The following is a 20,997-nucleotide window of genomic DNA, read 5'->3' as shown; positions in this document are numbered from 1 at the left end:
GGGTGCGGGGGGCGGCCAGCCCCCCGCGCCGGGTCCGCCGAGCGCCCCCCGGGCCGGGATCACTCTGCCGAAAGCCGGCTGATCACCACGGTCACTTCCGGCTTCTTGCCGATCTCTTCCATCGTCACCTGGCGCACCACGCGCTTCAGCGCCTCTTCCAGCTTGTCGTCGTCCGCCATGACCTTGCGGCCCGCGCCTTCGACGAACTCGCCCAGATCGCCTTCCAGCGTCTCGGCCAGATCGCGCCCGCCGCGCCCGACCGGCGACAGGCCGAGGATATCGACCCAGGGCTCGCCCAGGGCCTCGCCATCCTCATCCACGATCAGCGTCACCGTGACATGGCCGTTCAGCGCCAGCCGGATCCGGTTGCGGATCACCCCGTCCAGCGCGCCGACCAGCGCCGTGCCGTCCAGATAGACCCGGCCCGTCTCGACCCGCTCGGCCACCACCGGCACTTCGCCGGTCAGGTTCAGCATCGTGCCATTGGTCGCGATGATCGAGGCGATCCCCGCATCGGTGGCGATCTTCACATGTTCGCGCAGATGGCGGTGTTCGCCATGCATCGGCACCACCATGTCGGGCAAGAGAAGCCGGTGCACATGTTCCAGATCGGGCCGGTTGGCATGGCCCGAGACGTGGTACAGCCCGCCATTGTCATCGACGATGTTCACGCCCTTCTCGGACAGGGCATTGACCACCTTCAGCACATCGCGCTCATTGCCCGGAATGGTCTTGGAGGAGAAGAGGAACGTATCCCCCTCGCGCAGCTCCAGCCCCAGGTACTTGCCCCGCGCCAGCTGGGCCGAGGCCGCCCGGCGTTCGCCCTGACTGCCGGTCACGATCAGCATCAGGTTGCGGCGCGGCACTTCCAGCGCGTCCTCGGGCGCGACATGGCGCGGAAAGCCCAGAAGCACGCCCGACTGTTCCGCCGCCGAAACCATCCGCTTCATCGCCCGGCCCAGCAGGCAGACGGTGCGGCCCGCGGCGCGCCCGGCCTCGGCCAGCGTCTTCAGACGCGCGACGTTCGAGGCGAAGGTCGTGGCCACCACCATCCCGGCCTGCGCCGCGATCAGTTCGGCCAGCGGCACGGCCAGGGTCGATTCCGACCGGCCCGGAAGCGGAGAAAACACGTTCGTGCTGTCGCACATCAGCGCCTTGATCGGGCGCTCGGCCGCGATCTCCTCGAACATCGCGTCATCCCAGGGCTCGCCCACGATCGGGTTGCGGTCGAGCTTGAAATCGCCGGAGTGGATGATCCGGCCGATCGGCGTGTCGATCAGAAGCCCGGCGCTTTCCGGGATAGAATGGCTGACCGGCAGGAACTGCACCTTGAAGGGGCCGGCCTCCACCACCTCGGGGCGCGGCTTGACGGTGCGGATCGCATCACGCGCAAGGCCCGCCTCTTCCATCTTCAGCCGCCCCAGCGTCGCCGTGAAGGCGCGGGCATAGACCGGCTTCTTCATCTGCGACCAGAGATGCGGCAGACCGCCAAGGTGATCCTCGTGGCCATGGGTGATGAAGATCGCCTCCAGCCGGTCCAACCTTGCGGTCAGCCAAGAAATATCGGCCATGATCAGATCGACACCGGGCGAGCCATCCATATCCGGGAAGGCCACGCCGATATCGACCAGGATCAGCCGCTCCTTGCCGGGCGGGCCATAGCCATAGACATAGGCGTTCATGCCGATTTCCCCGGCACCGCCGAGCGGAAGATAGATCAGCCTGTCGCCATTGCGCACCTGCGAGGTGAGGATCAGCTTGTCAGGGCTTTGTTTCGGGGCCATCGGCACTCTCTTTGTTAAAGGCGTGGATGAGGACGAGGCCATGCATGGTCAGATCGTCCTCGATCGCATCGAAAAGTTCGGTTCCTTGCGCGAAGAGCGGGGCCAGCCCGCCGGTCGCAATGACTTTCATCGGGGCGGCGCGTTCCTTGCGCACTTCGCGCACAATGCCCTCGACCAGTCCGATATAGCCCCAATACACGCCCGATTGCATGCAGGCTATCGTATTCGTGCCGATCGCCTTGGCCGGGCGGGCGACATCGACATGCGGCAGGGCCGCCGCCGCCATGTGCAGCGCCTCGAGGCTGAGGTTGGCGCCCGGCGCGATCACCCCGCCGACATAGGCGCCATCGTCATCGACCACGTCGAAGGTCGTGGCCGTGCCGAAATCCACCACGATCAGATTGCCGCCGTGGCGGTCAAAACCGGCTTCGGTGTTGACCAGCCGGTCGGGGCCGACCGTCACGCCCTGATCGACCCGCGGCGGATGCGGCAGGCGGCATTCCGGCTTGCCCACCACCAGCGGGCGGCAGTCGAAATAGCGGTTGCAGAGGACGCGCAGGTTGAAGACCACCCGCGGCACGGTGGAGGAGATGATCGCCTCGGTCACATGGGCCTCGACCTTGGTCAGCGCCATCAGAGAGGAGAGCCAGACGAAATATTCATCCGCCGTCCGCTTGTGGTCGGTCGAGATCCGCCAGGTGGCGCGGAACTTCGCGCCATCCCAGATCGAAAACACGGTGTTGGTATTGCCGCAGTCTATCGCGAGCAGCATGGGGACCTCGGGTCTGTCGGAAGCTTGGGCCGGGTCGCAGGCCCCGCCCGGTTCAAGATAGCGCGGGCCGGGGTCAAAAGAAGACCTCGGCGGCGGGAATGGCCTCGCGGCCCTCGGATGTGATCAGGATCAGGTTGCCGGCGGGGTCGATCGTCTCGAAGGTGCCGATCCGGGTCGTGGTGCCGGTGCGGGCCTGGATGACCTCGCCCAGACGCGCGGCAGAGGAAAGCCAGGCCTCGCGCAGCGGGGCGAAGCCCTCGGCCCGAAAACGCGCCTCCCATTTGGCATAGGCGGCGGCCAGATGGGTCAGGAAGGTCTCGGGCGTGATGCGCAGGCCTGTCTCCTGCAACAGTGACACCGGACGCACGGCGCCGGGTTCGACCATCGAAGCATCGGGCGCGCCGATCAGGTTGACGCCGATACCGATGGCCAGATGCGCCACGCCCGGCCCTTGCGAGGCGCTTTCCAACAAGATCCCGGCCAGCTTGCCCCCGTTGAAGAGCACGTCATTGGGCCATTTCAGGCTGATCGCGGGGCCAAGCCCGGTCAGCCCCACCAGCGCATCGCGCAGCGCCAGCGCGGCGGCGAAGGAGCGCAGGGCGACCTCTGCCGCGGGCTCGGTCGGATGAAGCAGCAGCGTGGCGTAGAAATTGCCCTTGGGACTGGCCCAGGGCCGGGCACGGCGGCCTTTGCCGGCGGTCTGCTCGCGCGCCAGAAACCACGCAGGCCCCGGCGTCTGCGGGGCCTGCCTCAGGGCATGGGCATTGGTGCTGTCGAGGCTTTCGAAGATGTGGCGGGCCACATCTTCGGGCCAGGTGACCTCAGCCGACAAGCGAAGCTGCGGCAGCGACGGCTGCGGGTTCGATGCCGAAGAAGTTGATGACGCCCACCAGCATGATCACGGCCACCGCCATTAGCGCCAGCCACTGGACCGGAGCCATCCGGCTGGAAGCCCCCTCCTGCTCGGCGCCGAAGTACATGTAGAAGACGATGCGCAGGTAGTAGAAGGCACCGATCACCGAAGCCACCACGCCGGTCACGGCCAGCCAGCTCATCCCGGCATCGACCGCGGCCTTCAGCACATAGAACTTCCCGAAGAAACCCAGCATCGGCGGCACACCGGCCAGCGAGAACATCAGGACCAGCACGGCCAGCGCCTTCAAAGGCTCGCGCTTGGAGAACTGGTTCAGGAGGGTGATGTCGGTAACCGGCTTGCCCCCCATTTCCAGCGACATGATGAAGGCGAAGGTGCCGACGTTCATCGTGACATAGATCGCCATGTACATCAGCATCGCCTGCACGCCGTAAGCGGTGCCCGCGGCCAGACCCATCAGCGCAAAGCCCATATGGGCGATCGAGGAATAGGCCATCAGGCGCTTGATGTCCTTCTGCCCGATGGCGGCAATTGCCCCCACGAACATCGAGACGACCGACAGCGCCGCCAGAACCTGGCTCCACTGCGAGGTGATGCCACCGAAGGCGTCAAAGACCAGACGGCCGATCAGCGCCATCGCGGCGACCTTGGGGGCCGTGGCGAAGAAGGCGGTGACCGGGGTCGGCGCACCCTCGTAGACGTCCGGCGTCCACATGTGGAAGGGCGCGGCCGAGACCTTGAAGGCGAGGCCCGAGATCATGAAGACCAGACCGAACAGCAGCCCGACCGGAACGCCATGGCTGACGGTGGTCAGGATGCCGGCAAAGCCCGTGGTCCCGGCATAGCCATAGACCAGCGAGGCCCCGTAGAGCAGCAGGCCCGAGGACAAGGCGCCAAGGACGAAATACTTGAGGCCGGCTTCCGTCGACCGCGCGCTGTCGCGCTGGATCGAAGCCACGACGTAAAGCGCCAGCGATTGCAGTTCGAGGCCCATGTAAAGCGACATGAGGTCGCCCGCCGAGACCATCGCCATCATGCCGATGACCGACAGGACAACGAGGATCGGGTACTCGAACCGGCCCAGCCCGCGCCGCATCATGAAATCCTGGCTGATCACCAGAACCGCCGCTGCCGACAGAAGGATGGTCACCTTGGCAAAGCGCGCGAAGGCGTCATCGACGAAAAGCCCGCCGAAGGCCATGTGGCTGCCGCTTTCGCCGACACCGATCCACAGCGCCAGCGCCACCATGACGCCGCCGGTGGCCCAGGTCAGGGCATTGGTCACCCCGTCCTTGCCGGTGTAGACCGCGAAAAGCAGGGCCGCCAGCGCGTAGATCGCCAGGATCAGCTCGGGAAGGACCGTGTGGATATCTTGGGTCAACATCTCTGGCCCCTCTCAGTTCGAAACGGGCGTCGCGGCGACCACGGCAGGAGCCGGGGCCGGCACATCGGCGCGGAATTGGGTGATCATCGCCCCGACCGAGGGGCCGATGATATCGGTGACCGCCTTGGGATAGACGCCCAGAAGCAGCGTCATCACGATCAGCGGGGCGAAGATCGCCCGCTCGCGCCGGGTCATGTCGGTGATGGTCTTGAGGCTCTCCTTGACCAGCGCGCCAAAGACGACGCGGCGGTAGAGCCAGAGGCCATAGGCCGCCGAGAGGATGACGCCCGAGGTCGCGACGGCCGCCACCCAGGTGTTGACCTGGAAGATGCCCATGAGGGTCAGGAACTCGCCCACGAAGCCGCTCGTGCCCGGCAGGCCGACGTTGGCCATGGTGAAGAACATGAAGACCAGGGCATAGGCCGGCATCCGGTTGATCAACCCGCCATAGGCGTCGATCTCACGGGTGTGCATCCGGTCATAGATCACGCCGACGCAAAGGAACATGGCACCCGAGATGAAGCCGTGGCTCAGCATCTGGAAGATAGCACCATCGACGCCCTGCTGGGTCATCGTAAAGATGCCCATGGTGACATAGCCCATGTGGGCGACCGAGGAATAGGCCACCAGCTTCTTCATGTCCGACTGCACCAGCGCCACCAGCGAGGTGTAGACGATGGCGATAGCGGACATCCAGAAGACCACCGGGCTCCACAGATCGGCCGCCACCGGGAACATCGGCATCGAGAAGCGCAGGAAACCGTAGCCGCCCATCTTCAGGAGGATCGCCGCCAGAACCACCGAACCGGCCGTGGGGGCCTGAACGTGGGCATCGGGCAACCAGGTATGGACCGGCCACATCGGCATCTTGACCGCGAAGCTGGCGAAGAAGGCGAGGAACAGAAGCGTCTGCATCCCGCCGGTGACATTCATCCCCAGCACGACCATCGGGTCATGGGCGAATTTGAAGGTCATCAGCGTCGGGATATCCGTCGTGCCCGCCGCCTTGTACATGGCCACCATGGCAACCAGCATCAGGACCGAGCCGAGGAAAGTGTAGAGGAAGAACTTGAACGAGGCATAGATCCGGTTCACCCCGCCCCAGATGCCGATGATCAGGAACATCGGGATCAGGCCGGCTTCGAAGAACAGGTAGAACAGCACGAGGTCCAGCGCGGTGAAGACGCCAAGCATCAGCGTCTCGAGCAGCAGGAAGGCGATCATGTAATCCTTCACGCGGTCGGTCACGTTCCAGCACGAGGCAATCGTGATCGGCATCAGGAAGGTGGTCAGCATGACGAAGAGGATTGAGATCCCGTCCACGCCCATCTTGTAATGGAAGCCCATCACCCAGGGATGATCCTCGACCATCTGGAAGCCGGTGTTGGACGGATCGAAATTCTTCAGCACCAGAAGCGAGACGAGAAAGCTCAAGGAGGTGGCGAAGAAGGCCAGCCATTTGGCATTGCGCTGCGCCGCCGGGTCATTGCCGCGCAGGAACAGCGCGAGGATCACCGCAGCCACCGCCGGGATGAAGGTGACGATAGAGAGAAGATTGGACATCAGTGCGTCCCTCCGGCGATGGTCATCCAGGTGATCAGAAGCGCAATCCCCAGAACCATCGCGAAGGCGTAGGTGAAGATATAGCCAGATTGCGCCCGGCCCGCGAGCCGGGTGAAGAAGGGAACGATCCCCAGAGCGACGCCGTTCAGCGTGCCGTCGATGATCTGCTGATCGCCGCGCTTCCACAGGAAGCGGCCAAGACCCTTGGCGGCGCGCACGAAGATCACCTCATAAAGCTCGTCGAAGTACCACTTGTTCAGCAGGAAGCGGTAGAGCGGTGCCTGCTGCGCGGCCAGTTGGCCCGGCAGCTTGGGATTGCGGATGTAGAACTGGTAGGCCACGAGGAAGCCAAGCAGCATGGCCACGAAGGGCGAGAGGCTGACCCAGGCCGGGCTGTGGTGGGCTTCTTCCAGGACCTTGTTCTCTTCGCCCATGTAGATCGCACCGGTGCCGGGGGCCGCGCCCTCGTGCAGCGAGAAGAAATGCGACATCGTCTCGTGGTTGCCGAAGAAGTCGTTGAACCAGAACATCCCCGCGAAGACCGCGCCGAGGGCCAGAACGGCCAAGGGAATGGTCATGACCAGCGGGCTTTCATGCGCATGTTCATGCGCGTGATGATCGCCCTTTTCCGGACCATAGAAGGTCATGAAGATCAGCCGCCACGAGTAGAAGGAGGTGAAGCAGGCCGCCACCACCAGAAGGGTGAAGCCATACATCGACCCGCCGGCATAGGCGCTCTCGATGATCGCGTCCTTCGACAGGAAGCCCGCAAAGCCGATCGGCGTGCCGAACCACTCACCCGAGAAGGGGATGCCGACGCCGGTGATGGCGAGCGTGCCGATCATCATCATGGCGAAGGTGAAGGGGATCTTCTTGCGCAGGGCGCCGTAGTTCCGCATGTCCTGTTCGTGGTGCATCGCGGTGATGACGGAACCCGCGCCAAGGAACAGCATGGCCTTGAAGAAGGCATGCGTGAAGAGGTGGAACATCGCAGCACCATAGACGCCCGAACCCGCCGCCACGAACATGTAGCCCAGCTGCGAACAGGTCGAATAGGCGATCACGCGCTTGATGTCGTTCTGCACCAGACCAACGGTCGCGGCGAAGAAGGCGGTCGAGGCGCCGATGACGACGATCAGCTCTTTCGCCTGCGGGGCGAATTCATAAAGCGGCGACATCCGGCAGACCAGGAAGACCCCAGCGGTGACCATGGTGGCGGCGTGGATCAGCGCCGACACCGGCGTCGGGCCTTCCATCGCGTCGGGCAGCCAGGTGTGCAGGAAGAGCTGCGCCGACTTGCCGCAAGCGCCGATGAACAGAAGGACGCCGATCACATTGGCCGCCGACCAGGTGCCCCAGAGGAAATGCAGATCGGTGGTGCCCAGCGTCGGGGTCGCGGCAAAGACGTCATCGAACTTGATCGAGTCGGTCAGGTAGAACAGCGCGAAGATGCCAAGCGCAAAGCCGAAGTCGCCGACCCTGTTGACCACGAAGGCCTTGATCGCCGCCGCCGAGGCCGAGGGCTTGCGATAGTAGAAGCCGATCAGCAGGTAGGAGGCGACGCCCACACCCTCCCAGCCGAAGAACATCTGGACCAGGTTGTCCGAGGTGATCAGCGCCAGCATCGAGAAGGTGAAGAACGACAGGTAAGCGAAGAAACGCGCCCGGTAAGGCTCGCTATGGCCCCAGTTCTCGTCATGCGCCATGTAGCCAAAGCTGTAGAGGTGGACCAGCGCCGAGACCGTGTTGACCACGACCAGCATGATCGCCGTCAAGCGGTCCAGCCGGATCGCCCAGTCGGTCGACAGCGTGCCGCTTTCGACCCAGCGCATCAGCTCGATATGCTGCGTGGTGCCGTCGAAGCCGAGGAAGACGACCCAGGACAGCACGGCCGCCAGAAACAGCAGGCCGGTCGCCACGATCTGGCCGGTCTTCTCGCCGATCAGGCGCCAGAAGAACCCGCAGATCAGCGAGCCCACCAAGGGTGCCAGCAAGATCACTGGCGCAAGTGTGTTGAGACTTGCCATATCCTCAGCCCTTCATCACGTTCGCGTCTTCAACTTCAATCGTGCCGCGGTTGCGGAAGAACACGACCAGGATGGCAAGGCCGATGGCGGCCTCGGCGGCGGCGACCGTCAGGATGAACAGGGTGAACACCTGCCCCACCAGATCGCCCGATTTCGAGGAAAAGGCCACGAAGTTGATGTTCACGGCCAGAAGCATCAGTTCGATCGACATCAGGATGACGATCACGTTCTTCCGGTTGAGGAAGATGCCAAAAATGCCGATGACGAACAAGGCCGCCGCCACGACAAGATAATGTTCCAGTCCGATTTGCATCCGCAGTCCCTCCGGGTCTTGGCCCGTTTGTCTTTCCTTGCGCCCGCCCCTTGTGGAGCAGGCGGCTTTGTCATTTCACCCAGAGACTTACGGTCTCGGGGTAGTAAAGTCGGCAGCCGCATTCCGGGCGCGAGGCGTCGGCGGTGAAGGGTTTGGGCAGCTTGCCCTGTACCACGTCATAGCCGGCGCGCTTGGCCGTGCTGGCGAAAAGCGCCTCATTGGCGATCTTGCGGGCCTTGTGCAGCTTGTCGACCATGCCAAGCAGGTCGGCGCCGGACGAGGCCTCGGTGATCGGATATTCCGCCTTGACCTGAACGATGGTGCGGGTGGCGCAGTTGACCAGCGAATAACGCTCCTTCAACCCGGCGGCGTCGATGTCCTCGGTCTTGAAGCCGACATAGCCATTGCCCTCGTCGATGGCGGGATAGGCCTTGTGAGCGCCGAAGGCGTTCTTGGATTCCAGCCCGCAGGCGGGCAATTGGGTCGAGGTCTGCGTCGTCGTATCCGACAGCGCGGCCGTCGCCGAAAGGGCAACAATCACAGTCGCAAGAACCGTCCTCATCATCTGCATCCACCTTTCCAAAACACCGCCCCGCGGGGCATTCCACTCAAAATCCGTTACAGGCCCTGCCCCGGCTTCACGTCGATCATCTCCAGCGCCTTGGCCGGGTCGCGCCACATCTGGTGCAGCACGTTCTGGCGCTTGATGTCCTTCCTGTGCCGCAGCGTCAGCACGATGGCGCCGATCATCGCCACCAGCAGGATCAGACCGGCGAGTTGGAAGAGGTAGAGGTATTTGTCATAGATCAAGAGACCCAGAGCGCGGGTGTTTTCCACCTGCGCCGCATCCGGCGTCGGCGCCTGGTGCAGGCCCATCGCGCCATCGGCCGCAACCCAGGCGCCGATCCCGAAGGCCAGCTGCATCAGGATCACCACACCGACCAGCAGGCCGAGCGGCATGTATTTCGCCATCTGTCCCTTCAGTTCCTCGAAGTCGACGTCAAGCATCATGACGACGAAGAGGAACAGAACCGCCACGGCGCCGACATAGACGATGATCAGCAGCATCGCCACGAACTCGGCCCCCAAGAGCACGAAAAGCCCCGCGCCCGACAGGAAGGTCAGGATCAGCCACAGCACCGAATGCACCGGGTTGCGGCTGAGCGTCACCATCAGGGCCGCAGCGACCGTGACGATTGCAAAGGCGTAAAAGGCCAGAACTGCCACGGTCATGCGGGCTTCTCCTCGGTTTCAGTGAAGACGGCTTGCGCGATCTCAAGCGCCTTCTGGGTGGCGGGCAAGCCGCCGAACATGGACATTTGCCAGATCACCTCGGCGATCTCGCGTTTGGTGGCGCCGGCGGCCAGGGCATTCCGGACGGTCGGGCGCAGCTGCGGCTCGCCCAGGGGGCCAAGCACGGTCTGCGCCGCGATCGTCACCAGAAAGCGGGTCCGCGCGTCGAGCCCTTCGGGGTTGAAGGTCTTGCCGAAGAAGAACTCCAGCATTTCCTTCGGCATCGCCGGGAACATCTTCTCGAACGTCGAGGGATCGACGCCGCCGAAACCGGAGGCGCCGGGCGTGAAAGCCTTGGCCATCTGCTGGCCCTGCTCCATCATCGTCTGGAAGAATTTGGCGAAATCCTGGGTCATCAGCGGTTGGGCCTCACCGGTAAGGGGCGTCAAGTTCAAGGTTGCGGGCAATCTCGGCTTCCCAGCGGTCGCCGTTGTCCAGCAGTTTGGCCTTGTCGTAGAACAGCTCCTCGCGGGTTTCCGAGGCGAATTCGAAGTTCGGGCCTTCGACGATGGCATCGACCGGGCAGGCTTCCTGGCAGAAGCCGCAGTAGATGCACTTGGTCATGTCGATGTCATAGCGCGTGGTGCGGCGGCTGCCGTCGTCGCGCGGTTCGGCGTCGATGGTGATGGCTTGCGCCGGGCAGACCGCTTCGCAAAGCTTGCAGGCGATGCAGCGTTCCTCACCGCTCGGATAGCGGCGCAGCGCGTGTTCGCCGCGGAAACGGGGCGAAAGCGGGCCCTTCTCATGCGGGTAGTTCAGCGTGGCTTTCGGCGCGAAGAAATACTTCATGCCAAGGCCGAAGCCTTTGATGAAGTCGAAGAGCAGGAAGTATTTGGTGGCGCGGCCCCAATCGACGTCAGCCATCATTTGTCCTCCGAAGTGGTGGGCGAGGCTTCGGGCATCTCATGCGAGGCCCAATGTTCCGGGTGCGCAAGCTCGGCGGCCTCATGGGCGTTCAGCGTGCCATGGGCGACCAGAAGCTTGGCCACCTCGTGCAGGTCCAGCGTGTCGCGCTTGGCGATCATGATGTCATCGACCAGGATTTCCCAGTGATGCTCATAAGGTTCCAGAACGATCAGATGGCCGTTGCGGTCAGCGTTCAGGCGGTGGTGCATGTCAGCCATGGTTCAGCCTCCCATCGAGAAACGGGCCCAGAAATGGCCGAGGATTTCGTATTTCGCCAGGAAGGAGATGATCACCACCCAAGCCAGCGACAGCGGCAGGAAGACCTTCCAGCCGATCCGCATCAGCTGGTCATAGCGGTAGCGCGGCACGATGGCCTTCACCATGGCGAACATGAAGAACCAGACCACCATCTTGCCGAACATCCACAGGAACCCGTCGGGCAGGCCCGGGATGGGCGAGAGCCAGCCGCCGAAGAACAGGATCGACAGAAGCGCGCACATCAGCCAGATCGCGATATATTCGCCGGCCATGAACAGAAGGTAGGGGGTCGAGGAATATTCGACCATGAAGCCGGCCACCAGTTCGGATTCCGCTTCGGGAAGGTCGAAGGGCGGGCGGTTGGTTTCGGCGAGCGCCGAGATGAAGAACAAGACGACCATCGGCAGGTGCGGCAGCCAGTACCAACCCAGAAGCCCCCAGCCGGTGTTCTGTGCGGCCACGATATGACCAAAGCTCATCGACCCGGTCGAGATGATGATGCCGATGATGATCAGGCCCAGCGAGACCTCGTAAGAGATCATCTGCGCGGCGGACCGCAAGGAGCCGAGGAACGGGTATTTCGAGTTCGAGGCCCAGCCGCCCATGATCACGCCGTAAACCTCAAGCGAGGAGGCGGCGAAGACGAAGAGGACAGCCACGTTGATATCGGCCAGCACCCAGCCCTGCGCGAAGGGAACCACGGCCCAGGCCAGCACCGCCAGCACGAAGCTGACCATGGGCGCGAGGAAGAAGACCGCGCGGTCCGCCCCGGCGGGGACGATGATTTCCTTCAGGATGAACTTCAGCGCATCCGCGACCGATTGCAGGGCGCCGAAGGGCCCCACCACGTTCGGCCCGCGCCGCATCTGAACGGCGGCCCAGATCTTGCGGTCGCCATAGACGAGGAACAGAAGGCTGATCATCACGAAAGCGATGATGAGCACGCTTTGGGCGATCAGCAGCACTGCCGTGCCAAGCCCCGTCTGGAAAAAAGCAGTCATACTTTCCGTCCCTTTACTCACGGCCTCAAACCGTTGGTATTCCCTGGTCGCCGCAGTCCCGCACCGTTACTTCGGCGTCAATCGTGCGCAGCCCCAAAGGCAGTGATGCCGAGATGGTGTAAATCGCATCTCCGCGCCAAGTTCCACCGGTTTCCGCGATATTCGTGCGCAGATGGCGCGCAAAACCGTAGCCCCGGATCAGTGCATACTGCGCCGCAGCACAACGCGCGTAATTCGATACGTCGTCGCGGTTGCGGGCGCCCTTCATGGCCACCCGGAAATCGACCAGATCGCCCTCCATGAGGACGGTCTCGATTCCCAGATAGGCCGGTTTGAAATCGGCCTTCGTCGTCTCTTCCGCCTGCCCCGTCCCCTCGGCGCAAGCCGCCAGCACCGCAAAAGCGGTGCAGGTCAGCCCGGCAAGGGGACGCGACAGAACCATCATTCCGCCGCCAGCTTCGGTGCGGCGCGTTCGGCTTCCAGCGCGGCCAGCTCGCCCATCGTGGTGGAGGCGCGGGCGATCGGGTTGGTCAGATAGAAGCTCTTGAAGGCGTTGCGGAAACTCGCGGCCCCCATGTCGCGCAGGGCGACCGGGGTCCAGCCATTGTCGGCCACGCTGTCGATGGCACCCAGGTGCGGGTGCTGGGCCACGATGGCGGCGCGCAGTTGCGCGAGGCTGTCCCAGGGCAGGGTCTTGCCGAGTTCGGCCGACAGTGCACGCTGGATCGCCCAGTTTTCCTTGGCCTCGCCCGGCGCGAAACCGGCGCGCAGCGCCAGCTGCGGGCGGCCTTCGGTGTTCACGAACAGGCCGTTTTCTTCGGTATAGGCCGCCCCCGGCAGGATCACGTCGGCGCGGTTGGCCCCGCGGTCGCCATGGCTGCCCTGATAGATCACGAAGGGACCCGCCGCGATTTCGACCTCGTCGGCGCCCATGTTGTAGATGACCTCGGCGCCCTCGATGGCGGCCAGAAGCCCGCCCTCGGTCACCGCACCCACATCCATCGCGCCGACGCGCGAGGCGGCGGTGTGCAGGACCAGAAGCTTGGCGTCCTGCGAAGCGGCAATCGCCATGGCATGGGCCAGAACGGCCTCGCCATCAGCCTCGGAGATCGCCCCTTGGCCGACGATCACGATGCCCGGGCCCGGACCCTTGTTGGCCTGCGCAAAGGCCAGATGATCGGCCAGCGCCTGACGGTCGGTGCCGAAATGGTGGTAGTCGTAGGTCAGATCCGCCGCCTGCCCCACCAGCCCGACCTGCGCGCCCTTGAGCCAGGCCTTGCGGATGCGGGCGTTCAGGACCGGAGCCTCAAGCCGCGGGTTGGTCCCGATCAGCAGGATGCCCTTGGCGCTGTCGATATCCTCGATCTTCGCGGTGCCGACATAGGCCGAGCGGTTGCCGATCGGCAGTCGCGCGCCATCGGTGCGCGATTCGACATGACCACCCAGCGATTCGATCAGGGTCTTGAGGCTATAGGCCGCCTCGACCGGGGCGAGATCACCGACGAGGCCCACGACCTTCTTGCCGGCCATCGCGGATGCCACCTTGACCAGAGCCTCGCCCCAGCCGGCTTTGCGCAGCTTGCCGTTCTCGCGGATGTAGGGCGTGTCCAGCCGTTGGCGGCGCAGACCGTCCCAGATGAAGCGCGACTTGTCGGAAATCCACTCTTCGTTCACGCCGTCATGGTTGCGCGGCAGAATCCGCATCACTTCGCGGCCCTTGGTGTCGATCCGGATGTTCGAGCCGAGCGCGTCCATCACGTCGATGCTCTCGGTCTTGGTCAGTTCCCAGGGCCGGGCGGTGAAGGCATAGGGCTTGGAGGTCAGCGCCCCCACCGGGCAGAGGTCGATGATATTGCCCTGCAGGTTCGAATCGAGCGTCATGTTCAGGTAAGAGGTGATCTCGGCATCCTCGCCCCGGCCGGTCTGGCCCATCTGGGTGATGCCGGCCACTTCGGTGGTGAAGCGGACGCAGCGTGTGCAGGAGATGCAGCGCGTCATCTTGGTTTCGACCAGCGGGCCGAGGTCGAGATCCTCGGAGGCGCGCTTGGGCTCGCGGTAACGTGAGAAGTCGACGCCATAAGCCATGGCTTGATCCTGCAGGTCGCACTCCCCACCTTGGTCGCAGATCGGGCAATCCAGCGGGTGGTTGATCAGCAGGAATTCCATGACGCCCTCGCGGGCCTTCTTGACCATCGGCGTGTTGGTCTTGACCACGGCAGGCTCGCCATTGGGGCCGCCGCGCAGGTCGCGGACCTGCATCGCGCAAGAGGCCGCCGGCTTGGGCGGGCCGCCCACCACCTCGACCAGGCACATCCGACAGTTGCCGGCGATGGTCAGGCGCTCGTGGTAACAAAAGCGCGGAATTTCCACCCCGGCCACTTCCGCGGCCTGAATGATGGTCATCGCCGGATCAACCTCGACCTCGATTCCGTCGATGATCAGCTTTTTCAGGTTAGACATGGTGTCCCCTACTTCTTTGGTGCGACCGTCCGACGCTTCGCACGCCCTGTAAACGTCTTATGGCGGCCCTTTCAACGGGCAACCAGATATTTCCCGATGGAAGTGTGACCGGCAACCTCTGCATCGCCCGCGGCACAGAAAGAGCCACTGTCGGTAATGAGGATGTTGCGTTTCGCGATGTAGCCGAAGATCGTGTCTTGCAAAACCCTCTGGCCGCCGATTGCCGTGATAAGCGCATCATGCGTCACCGAGCGATAGCCCTGCGCAGCCGCGACCGTTTGCAACTCATGCTCGAAGGCGGCTTTTTCCGTTGGATTGATCGCGTAACGCTGCGGGCATTGCCGGGTGATTTCTTCGGCCAGGCCCGCATCCATCAGCCGCCGCTTTTGATCAGGCGTGAAGGTAAGAGGTCCCTTCGGTCCACCCGCCGCGACAGGCACTGTGACCTGAATGGAATCATCGCAAGCTGACGCGAACAGGCACAAACAGATCGCGACTGCGCTTCGAAGTCCTAAACCCGTCATACGGTTTCCTTTCCGGGGCCGATCCGGCCTGAACGGTCTTCACGTCTCACTCAACCGAATTGCCCCGTTCAGAGGCATTCTTGCGCGGTTCATCCGCTTTTAGCCGTCCGAAGGCAACGGTTTTTCCGCAAGCCACGGCGCCTGCCGCGATAAATTTTGCATCCCGCGCGGTCTTGCCCATCTTCTACTCCGCCGCCGGGCGCGCGCAGGCGCGGCTCTGCCAGAGTTTGGCCTGTTCCAGCCAGGCCCAGCCGAAGGCCTCGGCACTTGGCCCATGGGCGCGCAGGTGGTCGAGCCGGGCCAGCGCCTCGTCCAGGGTCGGGCGGTGGCCCGCGGGGACGAACCACATGACGAAATGCATCTGGCCCAGAACCTCGAACCACTCGGCCCGGCGTTCATAGAACTGGCGGTGGACGGTGTTCCAGACGAAGGCCTCCAGCGTCTCGACTGTTTCCCAGACGGTGAGGTTGGAAACATATTGAGGGTCGCCGCCGATCTTGGCCTCGGTATTGCCGGTTCCGGGTTCGCCCGAGCCTTCCATCATCCAGACGAAACCCGGCATCCTCGTGCCCAGACCGTTGACGCGGTCCAGGGCGGCCATGAACTCGGCCACGCGCGGATCGTCGGTGGGGGCCAGGAGGCGCCCCACGTTCAACTCGGCCAGGTGGAAGCCGGGTGGGATCATTTGGACGACCGGATCAGCTGGCCAAGGGCCGTGTTCTTGGCGATCTCGTCGCGACCGACCTGGCAATAGCTTTCGACATCGCCGGGCTTCGCGCCAGCCTTGGCGAGGTAGTCGGCCGCCTCGGCCTTCAGGCGGGCCTTCTGCACCGGGTCCTTGCGGAATTTGTCGTAATCCTCGGCTGTGTAGCCATGGCTTTGCGCATAGGATTTCAGGTCATAAAGCCGCCCCACCACGACCAGCATCCGGGCCGAGATCGAGGGGCAGGTCTTGCGCAGCAGATCGCCCGCAAAACCGGCGCGGAGTTCGTCGTTGATATGCTTGTCCTGCGCCATCGGCACGGTCGCCGCGGTGGCACTCATTCCGGAAAGGGCGATCAGGCCGGCAAGGGCGAGGTTGCGAAGTGTCATTGTCAGGTATCCCATAAGCCCCGAGGTCGCGCGGCGGGCGTCGGAAAAGCGCGACAGCCCTCTCTCTGCGCCAAGCGGGGCTGACATGCCATAACAGGCGGGCGTCATCGGATAGAGCGGCGGATTCACACGCAATCTCCGTCAAAAACCCAGGCATTGGGCAGCGAGAACCGGCCCATCGCGCGCGGGTCCAGCTGGCGGTTGTAGGTGGCGCAATAGGCCTGGGCGACGGCCTTGGCGCGGGCGCCTTCGGAATAGTCGAAGTCGCGGCCATCCTTGCGGGTGATCCGGATCGTGATGCCCGAGGTCGAAATGCTCTTGGCGCGCCGGTTGACGACATAGGTCGAGGGCGCCAGCGCCACCACCTCGTCACGGCCATCCGGCAAGGGCATGGTCAAGGGCGCCATCGGCGCCGCAGCGCAGGCCGAAAGTCCCAAGGCCAGCGCCCCGTTCAGACCGTAAGCGCGGAGGACTTGCCCTGCCTGGAATGGGGAAAGGCGCATCCCGGCCCCCTATCTGGCAGCCAGAGGCCGCGCGCCATGCGCCGCCCCTTCTGCCGCAGATACGGGAAGCCGGGCCTTCATGGTCACTCCGCCGCGATGGCGCTGACCCGGCCGGTTTTCTTGTACTTGATGCGGTCCTCGATCTCGCCGCGGAAGGCACGGACCAGACCCTGGATCGGCCAGGCGGCGGCATCGCCCAAGGCGCAGATCGTGTGACCCTCGACCTGCTTGGTGACCGAAAGGAGCATGTCGATCTCCTCGACCTCGGCATCGCCGCGCACCAGACGGTCCATGACCCGCATCATCCAGCCGGTGCCTTCGCGGCAGGGCGTGCATTGGCCGCAGGACTCGTGCTTGTAGAACTTGGACAGGCGCCAGATCGCCTTGATGACATCCGTGCTTTGATCCATCACGATCACCGCCGCGGTCCCGAGGCCCGAACGCTGCTCGCGCAGCCAGTCGAAATCCATGATGGCGTTTTCGCACTGGGCCGCGGTCAGCAGCGGCACCGAGGAGCCGCCCGGGATCACCGCCTTGATATTGCCCCAGCCGCCGCGCACGCCGCCGCAATGCTCGTCCAAGAGCTCGCGCAGCGAGATCGACATGGCCTCTTCGACCACGCAAGGGTTGTTCACATGGCCGGAGATGCCGAAAAGCTTGGTGCCGGCATTGTTCGGACGGCCGAAGCCCGCGAACCATTCCGCGCCGCGACGCAGGATGGTGGGCACAACGGCGATGGATTCGACGTTGTTCACCGTGGTCGGGCAACCGTAAAGGCCGGCACCGGCCGGGAACGGCGGCTTCATCCGGGGCATGCCCTTCTTGCCTTCAAGGCTTTCCAGAAGGGCGGTTTCCTCGCCGCAGATGTAAGCCCCTGCCCCGTGGTGCAGGTAAAGGTCGAACTGGTAGCCCGAACCCGCGGCATTCTTGCCCAGAAGGCCCGCGTCATAGGCCTCGTCGATGGCGGTCTGCAGCGCCTCGCGCTCGCGGATATATTCGCCACGGATGTAGATGTAGCAGTTGTTGGCGCCCATCGCGAAGGAGGCGATCAGCGCGCCTTCGATCAGCGTATGGGGGTCGTGCCGCATGATCTCGCGGTCCTTGCAGGTCCCGGGCTCGGATTCGTCGGCATTGATGACCAGATAGCAGGGGCGGCCATCGCTTTGCTTGGGCATGAAGGACCACTTCAACCCGGTCGGGAAGCCCGCACCGCCGCGACCGCGCAGGCCCGAGGCCTTGACGATCTCGATGATCTTGTCGCGGCCAAGCGCCAGAAGACCGGCCGTGCCATCCCAATGCCCGCGCTTGCGCGCGCCGGTCAGGCTGCGGTCATGCATGCCGTAGAGGTTGGTAAAGATGCGGTCCTGATCCTTGAGCATCTGCCCGTTCCTTCATTCCCGGCCCGAGGGCCCGTTACGCCTGACGCTTGCGCCAAAGCCTGTAAGTTGCAACCATCGTCCAGAGGAACGCGGCCCCGGCGGACAGGTCCGCCAGCAAGATGAATTTCGGCGGCCAGCCATATTGGTCGCCCACCGACAGAACCAGAAGCCAGAGCGCCATCGCAAGCACCAGCACCACGGCAATCAACTTTGCCTGCGCCGCATCGCTGTGATCGCTGCCCGCCATGGTGCCTCAGTGCCCGTGATGCGCGTGGCCGTGGCCGTGGTCATCATGGCCGTGATCCTCCGGCCCATGCGGCGGCTCTTCCCAGAACTGGGCGAGGAGCGCGCCATAGACCACGAAAACCGCAATCCCGCCGAGGATGGCTGCCGACATCGGCACAGAACCGAGCCAGCGCGCCAGGATGGCGGTGACCACGGCGGCGGCCAGGGACCAGACCCAGTTGGAGGCCATCGGCCCTTCGGATTCCATCGCGTGATGATCGCTCATGACTGCCCCCTCACACCGTTGCCCGGCCCTTGAGCCAGGGCGTCAGGATCGGAACCTCGGTCCCGTCGATCCGCTTGACCGTATCGCCGATATCCACCGCCGCCTGGGCCGAAGCGTTGTACTGCTTCTTGCCGGATTCGAAATCCTTCAGGCTGGTCAGGCCGCTCAGCGGTTCGGCCGCATAGCGCCCGTTCTGCGGCCCCGGCACCGGAACCTCGCCGTTCGAGAAGCGGGCGATCAGGTCGCGCAGCTTGTCGGCGGTCAGATCCTCGTAATAATCCTTGCCGATCTGCGCCATCGGCGCATTGGCGCAGGCGCCGAGGCACTCGACCTCTTCCCAGGAGAACTTGCCATCGGCAGAAACCGTGTGGGCCGAGGGCGCGATCAGCTCCTTGCAGACCGCCACCAGATCCTCTGCCCCGCAGATCATGCAGGAGGTGGTGCCGCAGATCTGGATATGGGCAATCGAACCAACCGGTTGCAGCTGGAACATGAAGTAGAAGGTCGCGACTTCCAAGGCGCGGATATAGGCCATGCCCAGCATGGTGGCGACATGTTCAATCGCCGGACGGGTGAGCCACCCCTCCTGCTCCTGCGCGCGCCAGAGCAGCGGGATGATCGCCGAGGCCTGACGCCCCTCGGGGTATTTCGAAATCTGCCCCTGCGCCCATTCGAGGTTCTTCTCGGTGAAGGCGAAGGAGGCAGGCTGGTCTTTATGAAGGCGGCGCAGCATCAGCGGTCAACCTCTCCGAAAACGATGTCCATGGTGCCGATGATGGCGGCGACGTCGGCCAGCTGGTGGCCTTTGCACATGAAATCAAGCGCTTGCAGGTGCAGGAAGCCCGGGGCGCGCAGTTTGGCGCGGTAGGGTTTGTTGGTGCCGTCGGCGACCATGTAGACGCCGAATTCGCCCTTCGGCGCCTCGACCGCGGCATAGACCTCGCCCGCGGGAACGTGGAAGCCCTCGGTGTACAGCTTGAAGTGGTGGATGAGCGCCTCCATCGAGGTCTTCATCTCGGCCCGCTTCGGCGGCGTCAGCTTGCCGCGCGCCAGGATATCGGTCTGGGCGGCAGGCTCGCGCAGTTTGGCGACGCATTGCTTGATGATCTTGGTCGACTCGGCCATTTCGGCCATCCGCACCAGATAGCGGTCGAAACAGTCGCCGTTCTTGCCGACGGCGACCTTGAAGTCGAATTCGTCATAGCATTCGTAGGGCTGGCTGCGGCGGAGGTCCCAGGCCAGGCCCGAACCCCGCGCCATGACGCCCGAGAAGCCCCAGTCCTGCACGTCCTTCTCGGTGATGATCCCGATATCGGCGTTGCGCTGCTTGAAGATGCGGTTTTCGGTCAGAAGCCCGTGCAGATCGTCCAGCACGCGCGGGAAGCCGTCGCACCAGTCGTCGATGCCGTCCAGCGTCTGCGGCGTCAGGTCCTGGTGCACCCCACCCGGGCGGAAATAGGCGGCGTGGAAGCGGGCGCCCGAGGCTTGCTCGTAGAACCCCATCAGCTTTTCACGCTCTTCGAAGGCCCAGAGCGGCGGCGTCAGCGCGCCCACGTCCATGGCCTGGGTCGTCGTGTTCAGGATATGGTTCAGCACCCGGCCGATTTCCGCGAACATCACGCGGATCAGGCTGGCGCGGCGCGGAATGACCGTGCCGGTCAGCTTTTCGATGGCCAGGCACCAGGCATGTTCCTGGTTCATCGGGGCGACGTAATCCAGCCGGTCCAGATAGGGCAGGTTCTGCAGATAGGTGCGGCTTTCCATCAGCTTTTCGGTGCCGCGATGCAGAAGGCCGATATGGGGGTCGCAGCGTTCGACGATCTCGCCGTCAAGCTCCAGCACCAGGCGCAAAACGCCATGCGCCGCAGGGTGTTGCGGGCCGAAGTTGATGTTGAAGTTGCGGATGCGCTGTTCGCCCGTCTCGAGGTCGACCGAGCCGTCGTCGTAAGCGTTCTGCCGGATATCGCCGTCCATCATTAAACCTCCAAGGCCGGGCCAGAGGCCACGCGGAAAAGCTTGGTGACCAAGGACCACTTCGCCCCCGACCGCAGAAAGCCCAGCTGGTCGGTATAGACCCGCGGCCCCACGGTCACATTCAGTTTCACCTGCGCCATGTCATGATCGACATCGACGGCAAGAATCTCATAGGCCACATCGCCCGGCTGGGCGGCACGGCCGCCGACACGGGCGACGAAAGCCGCCTTGTCGATGGACTGGATGCCCGTCCCCGCCCACTGCATCAGGAAATTCGGGTGGCAGAGGTCCTCCAGCACCGCGCCGCGAGCGAAGTGCAGGGCGGCGCAATAGGCGGCGACCGCCTCCTGCAACCCCTGGTCCTGGATCTGCATGTCGC

25 protein-coding genes and 1 pseudogene are annotated in these 20,997 nt (G+C 64.0%); all 26 read right to left on the bottom strand.

Annotated features, from left to right (window positions below):
* Nucleotides 1-59 precede the first annotated feature (59 nt).
* The 26 genes and pseudogenes from AC1DZT_RS15870 to AC1DZT_RS15745 all read right to left on the bottom strand — a co-directional run bounded on the left by AC1DZT_RS15870 (nucleotide 60) and on the right by AC1DZT_RS15745 (nucleotide 20,992).
* A complete protein-coding gene (locus AC1DZT_RS15870; RefSeq protein WP_478007616.1) occupies nucleotides 60-1,784 on the bottom strand; it encodes a ribonuclease J in 1,725 nt (574 codons plus the stop codon).
* Entirely contained in the window at nucleotides 1,762-2,556 is a 795-nt protein-coding gene (locus AC1DZT_RS15865; protein WP_478007615.1) for a type III pantothenate kinase, read from the bottom strand. Before AC1DZT_RS15865 ends, AC1DZT_RS15870 begins: the two co-directional genes overlap by 23 nt.
* Before the next feature lie 73 nt (nucleotides 2,557-2,629).
* The gene (locus tag AC1DZT_RS15860; RefSeq protein WP_478007614.1) at nucleotides 2,630-3,388 is read right to left on the bottom strand and encodes a biotin--[acetyl-CoA-carboxylase] ligase; all 759 of its coding nucleotides are present in this window, start codon (nucleotides 3,386-3,388) and stop codon (nucleotides 2,630-2,632) included.
* A complete protein-coding gene (gene nuoN, locus AC1DZT_RS15855; RefSeq protein WP_478007613.1) occupies nucleotides 3,378-4,814 on the bottom strand; it encodes an NADH-quinone oxidoreductase subunit NuoN in 1,437 nt (478 codons plus the stop codon). Before nuoN ends, AC1DZT_RS15860 begins: the two co-directional genes overlap by 11 nt.
* Before the next feature lie 12 nt (nucleotides 4,815-4,826).
* Nucleotides 4,827-6,377 (bottom strand): NADH-quinone oxidoreductase subunit M, encoded by a 1,551-nt coding sequence (locus AC1DZT_RS15850; protein ID WP_478007612.1) that lies wholly within the window; start codon nucleotides 6,375-6,377, stop codon nucleotides 4,827-4,829.
* On the bottom strand, nucleotides 6,377-8,404 hold the full coding sequence (gene nuoL, locus AC1DZT_RS15845; RefSeq protein ID WP_478007611.1) for an NADH-quinone oxidoreductase subunit L: 2,028 nt from the start codon (nucleotides 8,402-8,404) through the stop codon (nucleotides 6,377-6,379). The genes AC1DZT_RS15850 and nuoL overlap by 1 nt, the downstream gene beginning before the upstream one ends.
* A 4-nt stretch (nucleotides 8,405-8,408) precedes the next feature.
* A complete protein-coding gene (gene nuoK, locus AC1DZT_RS15840) occupies nucleotides 8,409-8,717 on the bottom strand; it encodes an NADH-quinone oxidoreductase subunit NuoK (RefSeq protein WP_477999426.1) in 309 nt (102 codons plus the stop codon).
* Between the two features lie 70 nt (nucleotides 8,718-8,787).
* A complete protein-coding gene (locus tag AC1DZT_RS15835; RefSeq protein WP_478007610.1) occupies nucleotides 8,788-9,282 on the bottom strand; it encodes a hypothetical protein in 495 nt (164 codons plus the stop codon).
* A 53-nt stretch (nucleotides 9,283-9,335) separates the two neighbouring features.
* Nucleotides 9,336-9,950: an NADH-quinone oxidoreductase subunit J gene (locus tag AC1DZT_RS15830; protein ID WP_478007609.1), complete on the bottom strand. Its 615-nt coding sequence runs from the start codon at nucleotides 9,948-9,950 to the stop codon at nucleotides 9,336-9,338.
* Entirely contained in the window at nucleotides 9,947-10,366 is a 420-nt protein-coding gene (locus AC1DZT_RS15825) for a carboxymuconolactone decarboxylase family protein (RefSeq protein WP_478007608.1), read from the bottom strand. The genes AC1DZT_RS15830 and AC1DZT_RS15825 overlap by 4 nt, the downstream gene beginning before the upstream one ends.
* 13 nt (nucleotides 10,367-10,379) lie before the next feature.
* A complete protein-coding gene (gene nuoI, locus AC1DZT_RS15820; RefSeq protein ID WP_477999431.1) occupies nucleotides 10,380-10,874 on the bottom strand; it encodes an NADH-quinone oxidoreductase subunit NuoI in 495 nt (164 codons plus the stop codon).
* A complete protein-coding gene (locus AC1DZT_RS15815) occupies nucleotides 10,874-11,134 on the bottom strand; it encodes a hypothetical protein (RefSeq protein WP_478007607.1) in 261 nt (86 codons plus the stop codon). The genes nuoI and AC1DZT_RS15815 overlap by 1 nt, the downstream gene beginning before the upstream one ends.
* A gap of 3 nt (nucleotides 11,135-11,137) precedes the next feature.
* The gene (gene nuoH / locus AC1DZT_RS15810; protein ID WP_478007606.1) at nucleotides 11,138-12,175 is read right to left on the bottom strand and encodes an NADH-quinone oxidoreductase subunit NuoH; all 1,038 of its coding nucleotides are present in this window, start codon (nucleotides 12,173-12,175) and stop codon (nucleotides 11,138-11,140) included.
* A 25-nt stretch (nucleotides 12,176-12,200) separates the two neighbouring features.
* On the bottom strand, nucleotides 12,201-12,617 hold the full coding sequence (locus AC1DZT_RS15805) for a hypothetical protein (protein ID WP_478007620.1): 417 nt from the start codon (nucleotides 12,615-12,617) through the stop codon (nucleotides 12,201-12,203).
* Entirely contained in the window at nucleotides 12,617-14,635 is a 2,019-nt protein-coding gene (gene nuoG / locus AC1DZT_RS15800) for an NADH-quinone oxidoreductase subunit NuoG (protein WP_478007605.1), read from the bottom strand. The genes AC1DZT_RS15805 and nuoG overlap by 1 nt, the downstream gene beginning before the upstream one ends.
* A 71-nt stretch (nucleotides 14,636-14,706) precedes the next feature.
* Nucleotides 14,707-15,159, bottom strand: a complete 453-nt coding sequence (locus AC1DZT_RS15795; protein ID WP_478007604.1) for a DUF5333 family protein — start codon at nucleotides 15,157-15,159, stop codon at nucleotides 14,707-14,709.
* 46 nt (nucleotides 15,160-15,205) lie between these two features.
* A complete protein-coding gene (locus AC1DZT_RS15790; RefSeq protein ID WP_478007603.1) occupies nucleotides 15,206-15,340 on the bottom strand; it encodes a hypothetical protein in 135 nt (44 codons plus the stop codon).
* Between the two features lie 3 nt (nucleotides 15,341-15,343).
* The gene (locus AC1DZT_RS15785; RefSeq protein WP_478007602.1) at nucleotides 15,344-15,844 is read right to left on the bottom strand and encodes a DUF3291 domain-containing protein; all 501 of its coding nucleotides are present in this window, start codon (nucleotides 15,842-15,844) and stop codon (nucleotides 15,344-15,346) included.
* Nucleotides 15,841-16,251 (bottom strand): DUF5333 domain-containing protein, encoded by a 411-nt coding sequence (locus AC1DZT_RS15780; protein WP_478007601.1) that lies wholly within the window; start codon nucleotides 16,249-16,251, stop codon nucleotides 15,841-15,843. Before AC1DZT_RS15780 ends, AC1DZT_RS15785 begins: the two co-directional genes overlap by 4 nt.
* 125 nt (nucleotides 16,252-16,376) lie before the next feature.
* The gene (locus tag AC1DZT_RS15775) at nucleotides 16,377-16,754 is read right to left on the bottom strand and encodes a hypothetical protein (RefSeq protein ID WP_478007600.1); all 378 of its coding nucleotides are present in this window, start codon (nucleotides 16,752-16,754) and stop codon (nucleotides 16,377-16,379) included.
* Between the two features lie 83 nt (nucleotides 16,755-16,837).
* Complete coding sequence (nuoF, locus tag AC1DZT_RS15770) at nucleotides 16,838-18,133, bottom strand: NADH-quinone oxidoreductase subunit NuoF (RefSeq protein WP_478007599.1); 1,296 nt, start codon at nucleotides 18,131-18,133, stop codon at nucleotides 16,838-16,840.
* A 34-nt stretch (nucleotides 18,134-18,167) separates the two neighbouring features.
* Nucleotides 18,168-18,380, bottom strand: coding sequence for a DUF5337 domain-containing protein (locus AC1DZT_RS15765; RefSeq protein WP_478007598.1), 213 nt, complete (start codon nucleotides 18,378-18,380; stop codon nucleotides 18,168-18,170).
* A 6-nt stretch (nucleotides 18,381-18,386) separates the two neighbouring features.
* A complete protein-coding gene (locus AC1DZT_RS15760) occupies nucleotides 18,387-18,644 on the bottom strand; it encodes a hypothetical protein (protein WP_478007597.1) in 258 nt (85 codons plus the stop codon).
* Nucleotides 18,645-18,675: 31 nt separating this feature from the next.
* Nucleotides 18,676-19,377 (bottom strand): annotated as a pseudogene (nuoE, locus tag AC1DZT_RS15755) (NADH-quinone oxidoreductase subunit NuoE); the annotation flags it as partial.
* The gene (locus AC1DZT_RS15750; protein WP_478007596.1) at nucleotides 19,377-20,621 is read right to left on the bottom strand and encodes an NADH-quinone oxidoreductase subunit D; all 1,245 of its coding nucleotides are present in this window, start codon (nucleotides 20,619-20,621) and stop codon (nucleotides 19,377-19,379) included. The gene AC1DZT_RS15750 and the pseudogene nuoE, both read right to left, overlap by 1 nt.
* Nucleotides 20,621-20,992: a nuclear transport factor 2 family protein gene (locus AC1DZT_RS15745; RefSeq protein ID WP_478007595.1), complete on the bottom strand. Its 372-nt coding sequence runs from the start codon at nucleotides 20,990-20,992 to the stop codon at nucleotides 20,621-20,623. Before AC1DZT_RS15745 ends, AC1DZT_RS15750 begins: the two co-directional genes overlap by 1 nt.
* Between the last annotated feature and the right edge of the window lie 5 nt (nucleotides 20,993-20,997).

Source organism: Rhodobacter sp. P1_C2 (assembly GCF_056406375.1).
The sequence above is the reverse complement of the archived record's forward strand: the minus strand, read 5'-3'. Positions and strand labels throughout refer to the sequence as shown.

What these genes read in the sequence shown, in the direction of transcription:
- AC1DZT_RS15870 (WP_478007616.1), bottom strand. Translation starts at nt 1,784, where the DNA reads ATGGCCCCGAAACAAAGCCCTGACAAGCTGATCCTCACCTCGCAGGTG.
- AC1DZT_RS15865 (WP_478007615.1), bottom strand. Translation starts at nt 2,556, where the DNA reads ATGCTGCTCGCGATAGACTGCGGCAATACCAACACCGTGTTTTCGATC.
- nuoN (WP_478007613.1), bottom strand. Translation starts at nt 4,814, where the DNA reads ATGTTGACCCAAGATATCCACACGGTCCTTCCCGAGCTGATCCTGGCG.
- AC1DZT_RS15850 (WP_478007612.1), bottom strand. Translation starts at nt 6,377, where the DNA reads ATGTCCAATCTTCTCTCTATCGTCACCTTCATCCCGGCGGTGGCTGCG.
- nuoL (WP_478007611.1), bottom strand. Translation starts at nt 8,404, where the DNA reads ATGGCAAGTCTCAACACACTTGCGCCAGTGATCTTGCTGGCACCCTTG.
- nuoK (WP_477999426.1), bottom strand. Translation starts at nt 8,717, where the DNA reads ATGCAAATCGGACTGGAACATTATCTTGTCGTGGCGGCGGCCTTGTTC.
- AC1DZT_RS15835 (WP_478007610.1), bottom strand. Translation starts at nt 9,282, where the DNA reads ATGATGAGGACGGTTCTTGCGACTGTGATTGTTGCCCTTTCGGCGACG.
- AC1DZT_RS15830 (WP_478007609.1), bottom strand. Translation starts at nt 9,950, where the DNA reads ATGACCGTGGCAGTTCTGGCCTTTTACGCCTTTGCAATCGTCACGGTC.
- AC1DZT_RS15825 (WP_478007608.1), bottom strand. Translation starts at nt 10,366, where the DNA reads ATGACCCAGGATTTCGCCAAATTCTTCCAGACGATGATGGAGCAGGGC.
- nuoI (WP_477999431.1), bottom strand. Translation starts at nt 10,874, where the DNA reads ATGGCTGACGTCGATTGGGGCCGCGCCACCAAATACTTCCTGCTCTTC.
- AC1DZT_RS15815 (WP_478007607.1), bottom strand. Translation starts at nt 11,134, where the DNA reads ATGGCTGACATGCACCACCGCCTGAACGCTGACCGCAACGGCCATCTG.
- nuoH (WP_478007606.1), bottom strand. Translation starts at nt 12,175, where the DNA reads ATGACTGCTTTTTTCCAGACGGGGCTTGGCACGGCAGTGCTGCTGATC.
- AC1DZT_RS15805 (WP_478007620.1), bottom strand. Translation starts at nt 12,617, where the DNA reads ATGGTTCTGTCGCGTCCCCTTGCCGGGCTGACCTGCACCGCTTTTGCG.
- nuoG (WP_478007605.1), bottom strand. Translation starts at nt 14,635, where the DNA reads ATGTCTAACCTGAAAAAGCTGATCATCGACGGAATCGAGGTCGAGGTT.
- AC1DZT_RS15795 (WP_478007604.1), bottom strand. Translation starts at nt 15,159, where the DNA reads ATGACGGGTTTAGGACTTCGAAGCGCAGTCGCGATCTGTTTGTGCCTG.
- AC1DZT_RS15790 (WP_478007603.1), bottom strand. Translation starts at nt 15,340, where the DNA reads ATGGGCAAGACCGCGCGGGATGCAAAATTTATCGCGGCAGGCGCCGTG.
- AC1DZT_RS15785 (WP_478007602.1), bottom strand. Translation starts at nt 15,844, where the DNA reads ATGATCCCACCCGGCTTCCACCTGGCCGAGTTGAACGTGGGGCGCCTC.
- AC1DZT_RS15780 (WP_478007601.1), bottom strand. Translation starts at nt 16,251, where the DNA reads ATGACACTTCGCAACCTCGCCCTTGCCGGCCTGATCGCCCTTTCCGGA.
- AC1DZT_RS15775 (WP_478007600.1), bottom strand. Translation starts at nt 16,754, where the DNA reads ATGCGCCTTTCCCCATTCCAGGCAGGGCAAGTCCTCCGCGCTTACGGT.
- nuoF (WP_478007599.1), bottom strand. Translation starts at nt 18,133, where the DNA reads ATGCTCAAGGATCAGGACCGCATCTTTACCAACCTCTACGGCATGCAT.
- AC1DZT_RS15765 (WP_478007598.1), bottom strand. Translation starts at nt 18,380, where the DNA reads ATGGCGGGCAGCGATCACAGCGATGCGGCGCAGGCAAAGTTGATTGCC.
- AC1DZT_RS15760 (WP_478007597.1), bottom strand. Translation starts at nt 18,644, where the DNA reads ATGAGCGATCATCACGCGATGGAATCCGAAGGGCCGATGGCCTCCAAC.
- AC1DZT_RS15750 (WP_478007596.1), bottom strand. Translation starts at nt 20,621, where the DNA reads ATGATGGACGGCGATATCCGGCAGAACGCTTACGACGACGGCTCGGTC.
- AC1DZT_RS15745 (WP_478007595.1), bottom strand. Translation starts at nt 20,992, where the DNA reads ATGCAGATCCAGGACCAGGGGTTGCAGGAGGCGGTCGCCGCCTATTGC.